The sequence below is a fragment of the Aminobacter carboxidus genome, assembly GCF_014863355.1.
Taxonomy (GTDB): Bacteria; Pseudomonadota; Alphaproteobacteria; order Rhizobiales; family Rhizobiaceae; genus Aminobacter; species Aminobacter carboxidus.
Genome location: NZ_JACZEP010000019.1, coordinates 20,565 through 37,218, shown reverse-complemented (window position 1 = coordinate 37,218; position 16,654 = coordinate 20,565). Strand labels below are relative to the sequence as shown.

At 62.4% G+C, this 16,654-nt stretch carries 14 protein-coding genes; 1 reads left to right on the top strand and 13 read right to left on the bottom strand.

Annotated features, from left to right (window positions below; translation table 11 throughout):
- Positions 1-2 precede the first annotated feature (2 nt).
- From IHE39_RS28835 to chvE, 5 genes are all read right to left on the bottom strand, one after another.
- The gene (locus tag IHE39_RS28835) at positions 3-773 is read right to left on the bottom strand and encodes an SDR family NAD(P)-dependent oxidoreductase (RefSeq protein WP_192568928.1); all 771 of its coding nucleotides are present in this window, start codon (positions 771-773) and stop codon (positions 3-5) included.
- A gap of 11 nt (positions 774-784) precedes the next feature.
- A complete protein-coding gene (gene araD1, locus IHE39_RS28830) occupies positions 785-1,780 on the bottom strand; it encodes an AraD1 family protein (protein ID WP_184769712.1) in 996 nt (331 codons plus the stop codon).
- Between the two features lie 157 nt (positions 1,781-1,937).
- A complete protein-coding gene (gene mmsB, locus IHE39_RS28825) occupies positions 1,938-3,194 on the bottom strand; it encodes a multiple monosaccharide ABC transporter permease (protein ID WP_184769711.1) in 1,257 nt (418 codons plus the stop codon).
- Positions 3,191-4,732, bottom strand: coding sequence for a multiple monosaccharide ABC transporter ATP-binding protein (gene mmsA, locus IHE39_RS28820; protein ID WP_184769710.1), 1,542 nt, complete (start codon positions 4,730-4,732; stop codon positions 3,191-3,193). The genes mmsB and mmsA overlap by 4 nt, the downstream gene beginning before the upstream one ends.
- Positions 4,733-4,974: 242 nt before the next feature.
- Positions 4,975-6,042, bottom strand: a complete 1,068-nt coding sequence (chvE, locus tag IHE39_RS28815) for a multiple monosaccharide ABC transporter substrate-binding protein (RefSeq protein WP_192568927.1) — start codon at positions 6,040-6,042, stop codon at positions 4,975-4,977.
- Between the two features lie 296 nt (positions 6,043-6,338).
- On the opposite strand from chvE, the gene IHE39_RS28810 reads away from it, so the two are divergent.
- The gene (locus tag IHE39_RS28810; RefSeq protein WP_184769708.1) at positions 6,339-7,325 is read left to right on the top strand and encodes a LysR family transcriptional regulator; all 987 of its coding nucleotides are present in this window, start codon (positions 6,339-6,341) and stop codon (positions 7,323-7,325) included.
- Between the two features lie 46 nt (positions 7,326-7,371).
- Here IHE39_RS28810 and IHE39_RS28805 read toward each other — a convergent pair whose 3' ends face one another.
- From IHE39_RS28805 to IHE39_RS28770, 8 genes are all read right to left on the bottom strand, one after another.
- Positions 7,372-8,550 carry a serine hydrolase domain-containing protein gene (locus IHE39_RS28805; RefSeq protein ID WP_192568926.1) on the bottom strand — a complete coding sequence of 393 codons (1,179 nt, stop codon included), beginning with the start codon at positions 8,548-8,550 and terminating at the stop codon, positions 7,372-7,374.
- A gap of 28 nt (positions 8,551-8,578) precedes the next feature.
- Positions 8,579-9,775: a serine hydrolase domain-containing protein gene (locus IHE39_RS28800; protein WP_184769706.1), complete on the bottom strand. Its 1,197-nt coding sequence runs from the start codon at positions 9,773-9,775 to the stop codon at positions 8,579-8,581.
- Between the two features lie 66 nt (positions 9,776-9,841).
- The gene (locus IHE39_RS28795; RefSeq protein WP_184769705.1) at positions 9,842-10,876 is read right to left on the bottom strand and encodes an extracellular solute-binding protein; all 1,035 of its coding nucleotides are present in this window, start codon (positions 10,874-10,876) and stop codon (positions 9,842-9,844) included.
- A gap of 107 nt (positions 10,877-10,983) precedes the next feature.
- Positions 10,984-12,018 (bottom strand): ABC transporter substrate-binding protein, encoded by a 1,035-nt coding sequence (locus IHE39_RS28790; RefSeq protein ID WP_192568925.1) that lies wholly within the window; start codon positions 12,016-12,018, stop codon positions 10,984-10,986.
- A 17-nt stretch (positions 12,019-12,035) separates the two neighbouring features.
- The gene (locus IHE39_RS28785) at positions 12,036-12,836 is read right to left on the bottom strand and encodes an ABC transporter permease (protein WP_192568924.1); all 801 of its coding nucleotides are present in this window, start codon (positions 12,834-12,836) and stop codon (positions 12,036-12,038) included.
- Positions 12,829-13,749: an ABC transporter permease gene (locus IHE39_RS28780; RefSeq protein ID WP_192568923.1), complete on the bottom strand. Its 921-nt coding sequence runs from the start codon at positions 13,747-13,749 to the stop codon at positions 12,829-12,831. The genes IHE39_RS28785 and IHE39_RS28780 overlap by 8 nt, the downstream gene beginning before the upstream one ends.
- Positions 13,750-13,752: 3 nt before the next feature.
- Positions 13,753-14,847: a polyamine ABC transporter ATP-binding protein gene (locus IHE39_RS28775; protein WP_192568922.1), complete on the bottom strand. Its 1,095-nt coding sequence runs from the start codon at positions 14,845-14,847 to the stop codon at positions 13,753-13,755.
- A 125-nt stretch (positions 14,848-14,972) separates the two neighbouring features.
- Complete coding sequence (locus IHE39_RS28770; RefSeq protein ID WP_192568921.1) at positions 14,973-16,649, bottom strand: amidohydrolase; 1,677 nt, start codon at positions 16,647-16,649, stop codon at positions 14,973-14,975.
- Between the last annotated feature and the right edge of the window lie 5 nt (positions 16,650-16,654).

The following is a 16,654-nucleotide window of genomic DNA, read 5'->3' as shown; positions in this document are numbered from 1 at the left end:
TGCTAGACCCAGCCGCCGTCGACGACGAAATTCTGTGCCGTACACATCCTTGAATCGTCGGCGGCGAGGAACAGCGCCATGCGCGCGATGTCGTCGGGCAAGACACGCCCGGCCAGGCACTGGGCCTTGTCGATCTCGGCATTCGCCGCATCGTCGACCCAAAGGTCGATCTGGCGTTTGGTCATCACCCAGCCCGGGACCAGCGTGTTGACCCGGATGCCATGCTTGCCGAGGTCGCGGGCGAAGGAACGCGTCATGCCGTGCACCGCCGCCTTGGACGCGGCATAGATGGGATAACCGCCTGATGCCTTCATCCAGCCGATCGAGCCCAGATTGACGATCGCGCCCTCGCCGGCGGCGATCATGCCGGGTACCACCGCCTGGATGGCGAAGAACGCGTGCCGCAGGTTCACCGCGACGCGGGCATCGAAATAGTCAGGCGTGACCTCGCGCCAGTCGTGCCTGATGTCGTTGGCGGCATTGTTGACCAGCGCCAGCGTCGGACCGTGCAGCGCCTCGATCGCTGAAATCGCCTTGCGATAGGCCTCGATGTCGGTGATGTCGCAGCAGCGGAACGCCACTGTCGCGCCTGTGGCGGTCAGCTCATCGGCAAGCGCATTGCCTTCCATCTCGGCGAGGTCGATGAAGCCGACCTTGGCGCCTTGCGCGGCGAAGTTCCGCACCAACGCTTCGCCGATCCCGGACGCTCCGCCTGAAACCAGCACCCGCCGGCCGGCCAGGCTCGGATAACGCCCCATGATCTCGATGGTCATCATTTGGATCCCTAGAGAGTTCGCACGGCAACAGGTGCGGTCGCCCGCGCCAGCTTGAGCGAATTGCGCAATGGCAGCCCGAACGCCGCCGCCTCGATCTCGAACACGTCGCCCGGCTCGGCTTTCACGCCATCGGCGAAGGACAGCGTCGCGGTGCCGAACATGTGCACATGTACGTCGCCCGGCTGGCGGAACACACCATACTTGAAATGATGGTGCTCGAGATTGGCGATCGAGTGGGACATGTTGGCCTCGCCCGACAGGAACGGCTTTTCCCAGATCGTCTTGCCGGCGCGGACGATACGCGACGTGCCCCTGACATCAGCGGGTAGGTCGCCGACGAGGATCTCCGGACCGAAGGCGGCATTCCGCAGCTTGGAATGGGCAAGGTAGAGATAGTTGATGCGCTCGGTGACGTGGTCGGAAAACTCGTTGGCAAGCGCAAAGCCGATGCGGTAGGGCGTGCCGTCGTCGCCGACAAGGTAGATGCCGGCGATCTCCGGCTCTTCGCCGGCATCGAGCGCGAAGTGCGGCGACACCAGCGCCTTGCCGGGATCTACGACCATATTGCCGTTGCCCTTGTAGAACCATTCCGGCTGCACGCCTGCCTGCCCGCGCCCCGGCTTGCCGCCTTCAAGGCCCATTCGGAACATCTTCATGGAATCCGTCAGCGCCTGCTCGCCCTCCGCGTCGAGCTTCTTGTGCATGCTGTCGCGTGTCGCCGCCGAGCCGAGATGGGTAAGCCCGGTGCCGGTGAGATGCAGATGTGCGGGGTCGGGATGCCTGACCGGCGACAGCACCTGCCCAGCGCGTATGGCCGCTTCGAGATCGACGGCCTCGCCAAGGCCGCGGTCCGAGACGACGGTGGCAAGCGTGGTCCCGGCGCGCACCGCCTCCAATGCCAGCGCGTAGATCGACTTGGCGTCGTTGACCAGCCGCGCCGTACCGCCTTCTCGCACGGCCACCCGGCTCTTGCCGTCGGTGGAGATGATCTGGGACATCAACATTCCTGCACTCCTTTCGGTTCGCCCCAGCCGGCTTGCGGCGATCGGCAAAACCTCCCCGTCGCGCAACGCCTCGACGCCGCACGCCTGATTACGTTTCTTTCGAGATTGCGAGGCCCGCTCCTCCAGGCGCCGCAGTCGGCCGCGCTCTCCTTGCGGCCTAGGCCTTCTTCTTGTTGTAGAGATCGAAGGCGACAGCGCCGAGCAGCACCAGGCCCTTGATCACCTGCTGCCAGTCGATGTTGATGCCCATCACCCCCATGCCGTTGTTCATGACACCCATGATGAAGGCGCCGATGACCGCGCCGGCAACCTGGCCGACACCGCCGAGTGCGGACGCCCCGCCAACAAACACCGCGGCGATGACGTCGAGTTCAAGCCCCGCACCCGCCTTGGGTGTCGCCATATTGAGGCGCGCGGAATAGATCAGGCCAGCAAGGGCCGCCAGCATGCCCATGATGACGAAGATGTAGAATGTCAGCCTTTCGGTCTGGATGCCCGACAGCTTGGCCGCCTTCTCATTGCCGCCCATGGCATAGATGCGCCGGCCGAACGTCATGCGCTTGGTCACGAAGACGAACAAGGCGATCAGTATCCCCATGACGACAAGGACGTTGGGCAAGCCCTTGAACGAGGCGAACTTGTACATCAAAAACAGGATAATCCCCGACAAGACGAGGTTCTTGACGACAAAGAACGAGAACGGCTCGGCGGCATAACCGTGCTCTTCGCGGTTCCGGCGGCTCTTCAAGGCGAAGTAGAGCATCGCCGCAACGATCAGGATGCCGATCAGCATCGTTGTCGAATGCAGCACGATGCCCGTTCCCGGCGTCGGTCCGCCGGCTGCGTTGAGCCTTGGCGCCACAAGGGTCACCGGTCCCAGGAAGTCGGGAATGAAGCCGGCGCTGAGCAGCTGGAACACCGGCGGAAACGGGCCGACCGAACGGCCGCTGAGAACGTTGAGCAATAGCCCCTTGAACACCAGCATGCCCGCCAGGGTGACGATGAAGGACGGGATTTTCATATAGGCGATGAAATAGCCTTGCACGCCGCCGATGGCGGCACCCAACGCGATGCACAACAGGCCGGCAAGCAACGGATTGACGCCGTAGTCGACCATGAGCAGTGCTGCCACCGCTCCAATGAAACCCGCCACTGCGCCAACCGACAGATCGATGTGGCCGGCCACGATGACCAGCAGCATGCCGAGCGCCATGACGATGATGTAGGAATTCTGGAGAACGACATTGGTGAGGTTGACCGGCAAGAACAGGATGCCGTTGGTCATCACCTGGAAGAAGACCATGATGATGACGAGCGCCAAAACCAGGCCGTATTCGCGCAAGTTTTCCTTCATGGCACCTTGCATCGAGGCCTTGGCGGCGTTGACGACGGGCGGTGCGGTTTCGGTGCTCATGACGCTACCTTCTCTTCGCCGCGGACGATCGCCCGCATGATCTTTTCCTGTGATGCTTCCTCGCCTGAGAGTTCGCCGACGATGCGACCCTCGTTCAGCACGTAGATGCGGTCGCAGATGCCGAGCAGCTCAGGCATTTCCGAAGAGATCATCAGGATGCCTTTGCCCTCCTCCGCGAGCTTGTTGATGATCGTGTAGATCTCGTACTTAGCCCCGACATCGATGCCGCGTGTCGGCTCGTCGAGGATCAGCACGTCGGGGTTGGCAAACAACCACTTCGACAGCACCACCTTCTGCTGATTGCCGCCTGAAAGGTTGCCGGTGATCTGATAGATGCTGGACGAACGGATGTTGGTCTTCTTGCGATATTCGTTGGCCGCCTTGACCTCGCAGTTGTCGTCGATGACGCCTGACTTCGACGAAATGCCGGGCAGGTTGGCGATCGTCACATTGTGCTTGATGTGGTCGATCAGATTGAGGCCGTAGACCTTGCGGTCCTCGGTGGCGTAAGCGAGCCCGGCAGCAACGGCCTTGCCGACATTGCTGGTGTCAGACGGCTTGCCATGCAGGAAAACCTCGCCGGAAATCTTGGCGCCATAGGTGCGGCCAAAGACGCTCATCGCCAGTTCCGTGCGCCCTGCTCCCATCAGCCCGGCAATGCCGACCACCTCGCCTTTGCGCACCGACAGATTGACGTTCTTGATGACCTGCCGTTCGAGGTTAAGCGGGTGATAGACCGACCAGTTCTTCAACTCGAAGATGGTTTCGCCAATTTTCGGCGTGCGCGACGGGTAGCGGTTTTCCAAGGCGCGACCGACCATCGAGGTAACGATGCGGTCTTCGGTGATATCCGCCTTGTCCATCGTCTCGATCGACTTGCCGTCGCGAATGACGGTGATCTGGTCGGCGATCCGTTTGATCTCGTTTAGCTTGTGCGAAATCATGATCGAGGTGATGCCTTGCGTCTTGAACTCAAGCAGCAGGTCGAGAAGCGCATGGCTGTCTTTTTCCGACAGCGAGGCTGTCGGCTCATCGAGAATGAGCAGCTTGACGTCCTTGGCCAGCGCCTTGGCGATTTCAACCAGTTGCTGCTTGCCGGTGCCGATGTTGGTGATCAGCGTGTCGGGGGCCTCCTTCAGGCCGACCTTCTTCAGCAACTCGCCGGCACGGCGCTGCACCTTGTCCCAGTTGATGATGCCGCGGCTTGCCTGCTCATTGCCGAGGAAGATGTTCTCGGCGATCGACAACAGCGGCACCAGCGCCAGTTCCTGGTGGATGATGACGATGCCGAGCTTTTCGGAGTCGTGAATGCCATTGAAGCGGCACTCCTTGCCCTCGTATTCGACCTCGCCCTCGTAGCTGCCGAAAGGGTAGACGCCGGAGAGCACCTTCATCAGCGTCGACTTGCCTGCGCCATTCTCGCCGCAGATGGCGTGGATTTCGCCGCGCTTGACCTGCAGATTGACCTGTTCCAGCGCCTTGACGCCGGGAAACGTCTTGGTGATGCCGCGCATTTCCAGAATGGTGCTGTTCGTCATTCGAGCTCTCGATCCAGCATGGCCGCGCATCTTGCAGCTAAGTGACGTCACTTGGCGGTGGCAAGACGTGCAAATTCAAAGTGCTAGAGCGGTCATGTGCGTCGTTCGGGCGCGCGGCGCTCTGATACAACAGACATCGCAGTCTGCCGCACTTCTGGAGAGAAGAAAACGCCTGTGCTTGGACCCTGCCACTTCCCCCGCTGTCGCGGGAGAAGGGGTGAGGTCCGAGAGGGCGCGTTGAGTTACTTCAGCTCTTCCGCCTTGATGTAGCCGGAGCCGACCACGATCTGCTCGTAGTTGGACTTGTCGACCGAAACCGGGACCAGCAGGTAGGACGGAACGATCTTGACACCGTTGTTGTAGGTCTTTTCGTCGTTGATCTCCGGCTTGCCGCCAGCAAGCACGGCATCGACGAGATTTGCCGTCACCTTGGCCAGTTCGCGGGTGTCCTTGAACACCGTCGAATACTGTTCGCCGGCGATGATCGCCTTGACCGAAGGTACTTCGGCATCCTGGCCCGAGATGATCGGCCATGGCTGTTCGGCAGTGCCGTAGCCAACGCCGCGGAGCGACGAGATGATGCCGCGCGACAGGCCGTCATAGGGCGCCAGCACCGCGTCGACGCGGCTGCCGTCCGAGTAGTTGGCCGACAGGATGTTGTCCATGCGGGCCTGCGCCACCGCCGCATCCCAGCGCAGCGTGCCAACCTTTTCCATGCCCATCTGGCCCGACTTGACGACCAGCGTGCCCTTGTCGATCAGCGGCTGCAGCACCGACATGGCGCCGTCGTAGAAGAAGAAGGCGTTGTTGTCGTCGGGCGAACCGCCGAACAGCTCGACGTTGAACGGACCGGGCTTTTCGGGATAGCCGAGGCCCTTGAGCAGCGACTCGGCCTGCAGCACGCCAACCTTGAAGTTGTCGAAGGTGGTGTAATAGTCGACATTGCCGCTCTCGCGGATCAGGCGGTCATAGGCGATGACCTTGACGCCCTTGTCGGCTGCCTGCTGCAGCACCGCCGAAAGCGTCGTCCCGTCGATCGATGCGATGATCAGCGCCTTGGCGTCCTTGGTCACAAGGTTCTCGATCTGGGCGAGCTGGTTGGGGATATCGTCTTCGGCATACTGCATGTCGACGGTGTAGCCCTTGGATTCCAGTGCCGCCTTGAGCGCGTCGCCATCTGCGATCCAGCGCAGCGAGGACTTGTTCGGCATGGCGATGCCAACCAGGCCCTTGTCCTGGGCCTGGGCCGCAAAGGTCATGGCCGATAGGCCAACCGCCAGGGCGGCTACGAACGTCTTGATGATCTTCACCTTCTCTCTCCCTTGTGAAGTGCCGGCGCGCGGACGCAAGCGCTCGCGCGTGGCCCCGCCATGAACGGCGCGGCTAAGCCAAATTCTGTGACTTTCTCCCAAAAGGCCGCGAGCCCTGCGTTTCCTCCGCTCGATGCGCCAGCGTCGGGCTGGCTGACATCGAACTCGCGACGACCCTCAACCTCAGGGAGAGTGACATAACAGTCAAATGCAAATTCAGCTCCATGGCATATCATTTCTGATATGCTTTTCTCTGTCTGGCCGGGGTGACCGGCCGGCACGGGAGGCATGGTGCTATGGTCGACATCCAGAATGACGCTCGCATAACCGGCTCCAGCGTGCGTATCAGCGACAACGAGACCCTGCTGCGCAGCGGCCTCAAGCTGCGCCACATGCGCATGGTGGTGGCGCTCGAGGATCATGGCCAGATCAGCGCCGCAGCCCAGGTGATGAACATCTCCCAGCCCGCCGCATCGCGCATGATCTCCGAGATCGAGGATATCCTCGGCGTGCAGATCTGCGAAAGGCTGCCGCGCGGCATCCGGCTGACGCCTTATGGCGCGGCCCTCGCTCGCCGCGGCCGCGCCATCCTGCTCGAGATGCAGCAGGTCGACCGCGAGATTTCGGATCTCAAATCCGGCAAGGGCGGCTCGGTTGCGATGGGTGCCGTCACCGCCCCTGCGATCGAGCTCGCCGTGCCCGCCATCCGCAAGATCCGCGAGCGCTACCCGCGCATCGAAATAAGCGTCCAGATCGAGACCAGTGCCGTGCTGGCACGCGAATTGCTGGCGTCACGCCACGATTTCATCGTCGCCCGCGTGCCCGACGATCTCGACCCGCGGCTGTTTGAAAGCCGCATCATCGGCATCGAAAAAGCCTGCCTCATCGTCCGCCGCGGCCATCCGCTGGCCGGGTCCGGCACCATCGCGCTCGAGCGTCTCGCCGAATTCGACTGGGTGTTCCAGCCTGGCGGCTCGCTGCTGCGCCAGACGGTGCAAGGCATCTTCATGAGCCGCAACGTTCGCATGCCCGACCGCATCCTCAACACCAGCTCGCTGTTGCTGACGCTGGTGATGGTCGCGCAGTCCGATGCCATTGCCCCCATCGCCATCGACGTCGCCAAATTCGTCAACAGCGAGAGCGGGCTGGCCGGCGCGATCGAGATCCTGCCGATCGCCTTTGACATCAACGTCCAGCCCTACAGCCTGATCACGGTGCGCGGGCGCACGCTGTCACCGACGGCACAGCTGCTGCACGACCACATCCTGCGCGAAATCGCGTAGCAACGCCGTGACGGAGAGAGGTTATTCGATCAAAAGCCAGGCATCCTCAAACCCTTGCGCAGATCGCCTCGAAAAACGCGACATTGTCGAGGTCGAGCGGATCGTCCACCGGCAGCGCCTGCGACGACATCTTGGAGATGACCAGCTCGGCCTTGGGGTCGACATAGAGCCATTGGCCGTGGATGCCGATGCCGCAATAGGCGCCGCTCGCATTGGCGCTCTGGTACCATTTGTTGCGATAGCGCCCATGGGCAAACAGGTTGGTCATCGTGCCACGCTGCCACACTTCGGCATCGCCGCCATGGATGGTGTCCTCGACCCAGACCTGCGGCACGATCCGCCCACCTTCGGCGGCACCCCCCTGGCGCATCATTTCGCCGACGCGGGCAAGATCGCGCACCGCCACCGACACGCCACCGGCGGCGCGCGCAGAGCCTTCCGCGTCGACGCTGACAAAGCCGTCGCGCACCGCACCCAGCGGCCGCCACAGCTTGTCCGACATCAGGTCGGCATAACGCTGTCCCGAGGCGCGCTCGACGACGATGCCAAGCAGGTCGGAATTGGGCGAACGGTAGCGGAAGGTCCGGCCATGCGGCTCGTCCAGCTGATGCAGCGAAACGAGGAACTCGCGCAGCGTCTCCGACCCGCCGCCCGGGTTCCACATCGTGGCGCGGCGATAGCGCGCAAACGCGCTTTCGGGATCGAGATAGGCCTCATCGAAATCGAGGCTGACGGTCATGTCGAGCACGTGCCGCACGGTGGCATTGGCATAGACCGAGCCTTTGGCCTCCGGCACGTAATCAGTCACCGGTGCATTTGGATCGAGCTTGCCCTCGCCTTCCAGCGCGCCGGCAAGGATCGCCGTCAGCGACTTCGAGATCGAGAAAATGACGTGCCGCGCTTCGGGCGGCATCGTCGGCGCGAACCAGTCGCCGATGAAGCGCCCCTTCTTCATCACCGCGAACGCATCCGTCGATGAGCGCTCGAGGAAACCAGCCACGGTCTCGCTTCGGCCATTGATCGCAACGGTTTCAGCCAGAAGCCCTCCGAGCTCGACCGGCGCGCGCTCGACCTTGCCCTCGCCGGCAGGGATCCGCGCGCTGCGCACCATCTCGCCGATATTCTGGAACGCCCAGCGGTTGAACGGCTGTTCGCGCCAGTTGCCGAGCGTCACATCCGTGCGCGCAAAACCGAATGCCTGCTCGAAGGCGGTTGATGACGTCATGATATGTCCTTGCTGCTTGTTGTTCCGGTCAGGCGAGTGCGGCTGAAATCGCGTGCACGGCCTTCAAGGTCGCCACTGAATAGGGCACCGAGGTGAAGTCGGGCCAGGTCGACAGCTTCACCGTCACCATCGCGGCGTCGAAGTCGATATGGATCAGTTGCCCGAACACGCCGCGGCACATCAGCGCCCGCGAGCGCGGGTCCTCGATCCAGAACTGGTTGCGGTAGCTCGCCTCCGGCATCGACGTGCTGAAGTTCGGGCCATGCACGCCATTCCGCGTGTCGGCGATCCAATCGGCGGGCACGATGCCGGCCCCGTCTTCGAGGATCGTCTGGCCGAAGCGGGCATAGTCGCGCAGCGTCGCGTTGAAGCCGCCGTCGGCCACCGCGTAGCCAGCGCTGTCGACGGTGAAACAGGCGCTCTCTTCGGCGCCGATCTTCTGCCACAGCTCTTCCGAAACCAGCTGCGGCAGCCGCTTGCCGGTGGCGCGTTCCATGATGAAAGCGAGCACGTCTGTCTCGATCGAGCGGTACTCGAAGGCAGCGCCATGCGGCCGCGTCGTTTCGCTGAGGCGCTGGATCAGCTCGAACATATGCCGCGGCCATTGGAAACCGGGATCGGTGCCGGAGGGGATCGGCTTCCAGCCACAAGCGACATCGACCTGACCGATATCGGAATAAGGATCGGTGTAGGCTTCGCTGAAGCGCACGCCGGTGGTCATGTCGAGCACCTGCTGGACAGTGCCACCTTTCCAGCCGGTCGTTGCCAATTCTGGCAGATAGTCGGTCACAAGCTTCTTCGGGTCGACGATGCCTTGCCCGGCGAGGATGCCGAACACCGTTCCCGTCACTGATTTCGCCACCGATTGCGACAGATGCAGCGTGCGCGCCGTCATGCCGTTGAAGTAGCGCTCATAGGCGATCTTGCCGTCCTTGAGCACGAGGAAGCCGTCGGTGTAGGTCTCGTCGAGCAGGCCCGAAAGCGGCGTCGGCTTGCCCTCGCTGTCGACGACATCAAGCCCATCGAGATCCGTCTCCAGGCGTGGCAATGCACGCACCGGACCTTCACCGCGCCACACCTCCGCTGTCGGCACGATCTCGCGCACATGCTGGAACGCCCAGCGGTTCCATGGCGGCATATCCCAGGCTGTCTTCGGCACAGGCATTGCGGGCGGCGAGCCCTGCATGATGGGGGGCGGCACGTCGCTGTTGCGGTAGGAGCTCATCGCATCACCTCACGCTTTAGGCGAGCATGGGGTCAGGCGCGGACGCCGAACCCCGCTGTCGAACGTTCACTTCTGCAGGTCGGTCCAGATCTTGGTATAGATCGCATCGACCTCCGGCGGGCACATCATGGCCATCGTACCATGCGCCTTGCTGGCCTCCGGAATGACGATCTCGGGTGCATCCTTCATCTCGGCCGGCATGAACTTTTCCGAGCCGGCGATGCCGTTGGCATAGCGGTGAAAGGTCGAAAGCCCGGCCGCGATCTCGGGATCCATGATGAAGTTCTGGAACAGCTTGGCGTTCTCGACGTTCTTGGCGTCCTTCAGCACCACGACATTGTCGCTCCAGTAGGTGAAGCCTTCCTTCGGATAACCGAAGTTCACGTCAGGACGTGCCAGTCGGATGCGCAGCGCGGCCCCATTCCAGGTTGTCGAGGCCTGGAAGTCACCTGCCTTCATCTTGTCGATGGCGCCATATTCCATGGCCACCCAGTTGGGCTTGGCCGCCACCAGCAGGTCGCGCGCCTTCTTCAGCACCTCCTTGTCGGCCGTGCACTGTTCGCCGCCGACATAGCGGATCGCCGCTGTCACAACGTCCTTCATCTCGGGGACGACATTGACCTTGCCCTTCAGCTCGTCAGGCGTCTCGAAGATGATCTTCCAGGTGTTGATGTCGCCCTTGTAGGTGCTGGTGTTGACCACCGTGCCGACGGTACCCCAGGCCCACGGCACCGAAAATTTGCGGCCGGGGTCGAACTCGGGATTGGCCCAGTCGGGCGACACGTTTTTGAAGTTCTCCATGCCGCCCGGATTGGTCTCGAGCAGCAGTCCCTCCTTGATCCAGATCGGCAGGTGCGTCTGGGAGGGAACGGCAATGTCGAAACCGCTGCCGCCCTGACGCACCTTGGCGAGTGCCGTGTCGTTCGAGTCGTAGTCGGTGATCGTCACCTTGACCTTGTATTTGTCCTCGAACTTCTTGATCATTTCGGGATTGGTGTAGTTGCCCCAGTTGTAGATGTTGAGCTGGCCTTCGGCGCGGGCGAAGCCAGTTGCAGCCAGCAGCGCCAGGACGGCGGTGGCCGCGGACAATCTCGGGTTCATGGCAATGTCCTTTCATTGATATGATTTCTTCTGCCAGCGGCAGATAAGAAGTGGGTGACAACCGGGATCGATTTTCGTCGACCCCGGCTGCATTGTCCGCGCAGAACTTACTTCTGCAGTTCGGTCCAGATCTTGGTGTAGAGCGCCGTCACTTCAGGCGCGCAGGTCTGCAGGATCTCGCCGTTCTTCTTGAACTCCTCCGGCACGATGACCTCCGGTGCCGTGGTCATGTCGGCCGGCATGAACTTCTCCGAGCCGGCGATGCCGTTGGCGTAGCGGTGGAAGGCCGAGTTCATCGCCGCGTTTTCCGGATCCATCATAAAGTTCTGGAACAGCTTGGCGTTGTCGACGTTCTTGGCTTCCTTGAGCACCACGACGTTGTCGGACCAGTACTGGAAGCCCTCGACCGGATAGCCGTAGTGGATGGCCGGGGTCTTCAGCCGCTGGCGCAGTGCCGAGCCGTTCCAGTCGCTGGTTGCCTTGAAGTCGCCGGCGCCCATCTTCTCGATGGTGTTGTATTCCATGGCGATCCAGTTCGGCTTGGCGGCGACGAGCACGTCGCGCACCTTCTTCAGCACTTCCTTGTCGCCGGTGCACTGCTCGCCGCCGACATACTTGATCGCGGCGTGCATGACGTCGTTCATCTCGGGGACGACGTTGACCTTGCCCTTCAGCTCCTCAGGCGTGTCGAAGACGATCTTCCAGGTGTTGATGTCGCCCTTGTAGACGTCGGTGTTGACTACCACGCCGACGGTGCCCCAGGCCCACGGCACGGTATACTTGCGGCCCGGATCGAAGGCCGGGTTGGCCCATTCGGGCGCCACGTTCTTGAAGTTCTCCATGCCGCCGGGATTGGTCTCGAGGATGAGCCCTTCCTGGATCCAGATCGGCACATAGGTCTGCGACGGCATGGCGACGTCGAAGCCGGTACCGCCCTGGCGCACCTTGGCGAGTGCGGTGTCGTTCGAGTCGTAGTCGGTCACGGTGACCTTGACGCTGTATTTCTCCTCGAACTTCTTGATCATGTCGGGGCTGATGTAGTTGCCCCAGTTGTAGATGTTCAGCGCGCCTTCAGCCGAGGCGAGGCTGGTCGATGCCAGCAGCGCAACGCCGGCTGCCATCGACATGGATTTCAGGTTCATCATCTCACTCCCGTTGATTAATCCCGTTTCCTGCTCATGAAGAAGAACAGCGTGACGATGACGACCGACAAGAGCAGGAAGACGGTCGATATCGCATTGACCTCCGGCGTGATGCCGCGGCGGATCTGCCCCAGCATGTAGGTGGGCAGCGTGTCCTGCCCGCCCGACTTGACGAATTCGGTGATGACCACGTCGTCGAGCGAGATGACGAAGGCCAGCATCAGCCCGGCGATGATGCCCGGCCACAAAAGCGGCAACGTCACCCGGCGGAACGCCTTCCATGGCGTGGCGTAGAGATCGGCCGCGGCGCGTTCGAGCGTCAGGTCCATGTTCTCGAGCCGCGCCCGGATCGGCAGATAGGCGAAGGGGATACAGAACGCCGTATGCGCAGCGATCAGGTAGCCGAGGCCGGTGTAGCCGCTGCTGATCTTGATCTGGGCGAAAAAGATCAGCAGCGCCACGCCGGTGACGATCTCGGGCACCATCAACGGCTGGTTGATGAAGGCGTATTTGAACGTCAGCCCGCGATAAGCCCGCGTGCGGGTCGTCGCCAGCGCCGCCATCGTCGCCGCAATCGTCGCGATGATGGCCGCCGAAGAGGCGATCTTCAGCGACCGCCAGGAAGCGTCGACGACCTGCTGGTTGGACCAGGCAGCAGCAAACCAGCGTAGCGAGAAACCGCCCCAATCGGAGACCGAACTCGACTCGTTGAAGGCATAGATCACCAGCACGGCGATCGGCAGGTAAAGCAGGAAGAAGCAGGCGAAGGCGATCGTCGTGAAACCGGTCTGCTGCTTGATCGAAAAGCGCTTAGCCATGACGCACCTCCGAGCCCGAGGTGTTGCGGACATAGACCAGCAGCGCCACCATGACGATCGCCATCACGGTGATCGAAAGGGCTGCCCCGAGCGGCCAGTTGCGCCCTTGCCCGAACTGCAGTTCGATCAGGTTGGCAAACATCATGTTCTTGCCGCCGCCCAGGACGCTTGGCGTGACATAGGCGCCGATGGCCGGGATGAACACCAGGATCGATCCGGCGACGACGCCGGGCCTGACCAGGGGAAAGATGATCCGCTTCAGCACCTGCCAGCGTGTGGCATAGAGGTCGTAGCCTGCCTCGACGAGGCGGAAGTCCAGTTTTTCCATGCTGGCATAGAGCGGCAGCACCATCAGCGGCAGATAGACATAGACCATGCCCACCATGATGGCGAAGTCGGTGTAGAGCATCTGGATCGGCTGATCGATGATGCCGAGATTGATCAGCGCCGTGTTGATGAGGCCTTCGTTGCGGATCACCTGCAGCACGGCAAAGGTGCGGATCAGAAGGTTGGTCCAGAACGGGATGGTGATCAAGAACAGCCAGATGTCACGCGTCCGCTCCGGCCGCGTGGCGATGAAATAGGCGGTCGGAAAGCCGAAGACCAGCGTCGCCACCGTCGCCATGAGGGCGAGCTTCAGCGACCGCCAGAAGATGGTGAGATGGGCACTGGCAAACGACAGCGTGTCGTCGAAGATGTCGCGTTCGAGGAAGACCGAGACCCAGCCTTCGGTCGAGAATTTCCAGACGACGTCGCCATAGGGCCCGGGCGTCAGGAACGAATAGAAAAGCACGATCAAAAGCGGGCCTGATGCGGCCAGAAGGATGATGATCAGCGCCGGCGCCGAGAGAAACCAGCGGTTCCTGACCTCCCGCGCCTCTGCCTGTTTTTCGATTTCGGCTGCGGTTGCCATGGCTCAGTCCTTCAGGATCTGGGCCGCATCGTCCCCGATGACGATGCCGACGCGCTCGCCGCGCTCAAACTCCATCATGGCGCCGCGCGTGTTCTGCTGGCGCACGGTGAAGGTCTCGCCGTCGTCCAGCCTGACATGAACATGCGTGTCGGTGCCGAAATAGACGACGTTTTCGACCACGCCGGAGATGTCGCCCGTGCCCTTCACCGCCTTGGCGTGCTCGGGCCGGATGACGACGGTGGCGTCGCCGTCGGGCTTGAAGCCGTCGGCCACGGTCGCCGAAATCGTCGCGCCCGACTTCAGCGTCACCTTGGCCTTGCCGCCATCGATGCTGTCGATACTGGCGTCGAGGAAGTTCGTTTCGCCGATGAAGTCAGCGACGAAACGAACCGCCGGCCGGTCGTAGATCTCGCGCGCCGATCCAACCTGCAGGATCTTGCCCGACGACATCACCGCGATGCGGTCCGACATGGTCAGCGCCTCTTCCTGGTCGTGGGTGACGAAGATGAAGGTGATGCCGGTCTCATGCTGCAGCCGCTTGAGCTCGATCTGCATTTCCTTGCGCAGCTTGTAGTCGAGTGCCGACAGCGGCTCGTCGAGCAGCAGCACCTTGGGCTGCGGCGCAAGTGCGCGGGCGAGTGCTACGCGCTGCTGCTGGCCGCCCGAGATCTGGCTGGTGCGGCGCTTGGCAAGCTTTTCCATGCGCACCAGCTTCAGCATCTCGGCGACGCGGGCGTCGATCTCGGCACGCGGCTTGCCCAGCATCTCGAGCCCGAAGCCGATATTCTCGGCCACGGTCATGTGCGGGAACAAGGCGTAGGACTGGAACACCGTGTTGACCGGCCGCTTGAACGGCGGCAGCGGTGCGATATCGCTGCCATAAAGCAGGATCTCACCTTCCGACGGGAAGTCGAAACCGGCGATCAGGCGCAGAAGCGTGGTCTTGCCGCAGCCGGAAGGTCCAAGCAGCGTGAAGAACTCGTTTTCCCTGATCGACACTGAAACGGTGTCAAGCGCCGCGACCTGCGCCTCTCCCGTCCCGAACACTTTTCTAACCCCGCGAACCTCGATCGCATTCTTACCCGGTGTGTCCGGCACGCAAACGCCCCATTGTTTCGCCCACCTTCACGGTGGAACTTTTTTCCCCGTTCAATTGTCACCATAGGCCGTCAGGCTTGGCAACAACGGCTCGCAGTCTCGTTGCCAGGTGCTTGCCATGCGGCTCACGCCTGGTAGGTCACCCGTCCCCCGCAGATCGTCGTCACCGGCCGCACCTCGTGCAGGAGCGCCGGATCTGTTGCTTCCATGTCGGCAGAGAGCACGACAAGATCGCCGAAATAGCCTGGCTTCAGCCGGCCCTTCCGATCTTCCATGAACTCGGCATAGGCGCCCTCGACGGTGTAACCGGATAGCGCCTGGTGCAGCGAAACGCTCTGGTCGGGCATGTCGTGCGCCCACGGCCTGCGCAGCATCGCCGCTTGCATGCCCTCGATCGGATCGATCGGCGCCACCGGCCAATCGGAAGCGAACACCACATGCGCGCCGGCCTCGATCAGCGTCCGGGTCGGATAGGCATAAGGCCAGCGCGCGCGGCCGATGCGCGACACCGTCGGCTCCAGCGGAAAGCTCATCGCGCCCGGCGGATGCGGAGGCTGCATCGAGGCAATCACGCCAAGATCGACGAAGCGCTCGATGTCAGCGGCGGTGGTCAGTTCGACATGCTCGACGCGGTGGCGGCTGTCGCGCTTGCCGTTGGCCTTCGCGGCCGCTTCGTAACCGTCGAGCACGGCACGTGTGGCGCCGTCGCCAATCGAATGCACGGCGATCTGCAGGCCGCGCCGGTCGATCTCGATAGCGATGCGCTTGAATTCCTCGGCCGAAAACAGCGGCTCGCCGACCCAGTCCGGACGATCGGCATAAGGCTCGATCATGACAGCCGTCCAGGAGTCCAGCACGCCGTCGTAGAACAGCTTGACCATACGCGACGACAGCCACTCGCTGTCATAGCGCTCGGCCATGGTGGACGCCTTGTCCAGCATGTCTGGTGTCATGAAGTTCTTGTAGTGGAACGGGATCTTCACCCGGCAGATCAGGTCGCCCTCGGCCTCGACCTCCGAGAGAAGTTCCAGTTGGTAGAAATTGCCGTCCATGTTCTGGATAGAGGTGATGCCGTGGCGCGCGCACCAGTCGAGGCCGCGGCGCATGATGGCGCGGTCGCCGGCGCGCTCCTCCGTACTTGGCATCGGATCGGGCTCGCCGCCGGTAGACAGTCCGAGCCGCACCCGCTCCTCACCCGCAAGCTTGAGCACCGGGTTGAACGCCTCGTTCTCACGCAATTCGCCCTCGGCTAGGCCGTCGGCGCCCATGACGATCTCGTTGCCGGGCGTCAATTCGCGCCCGCGCAACACATCGGCCATCTCGAGCGCCCTGGTATTTGCCCAATAGGTGTGATGGTCGGGCGCAGCCATCAGGAATGCCCGGTCGGGCAGGATGGCGTCGAGGTGATGCCGCGTCACGCGTTCGCTGCCCAGGATGGTGTAGTCAGCCCCCTGGGCGACCAGCATGCGCTGGTTCGGATAGGCAGCCGCATAAGCCAGCACCGCCTCGCGCAAGGCATCGAAGCCATGGATGCCGGAAAGCTGCAGGTGCGCAAGTTCCGCGGCACCCGAAAACAGATGCATGTGTGCTTCGATGAAGCCCGGAACCACCGAGCCGCCGCGGGCATCGATGACCTTCGTGTCGGGTCCGCGCAGTGCTTCGATTGTTGTCTTGTCGTCGACTGCGGTGATCAGGCCATCGGTGATCGCCACTGCTTCCGCGGTCGGACGGGTCTGGTCCATGGTCAATACGCGGCCGTTGATGACGATCAGATCGGCATTGCGAACCGTTTGGACAGACATCGCGA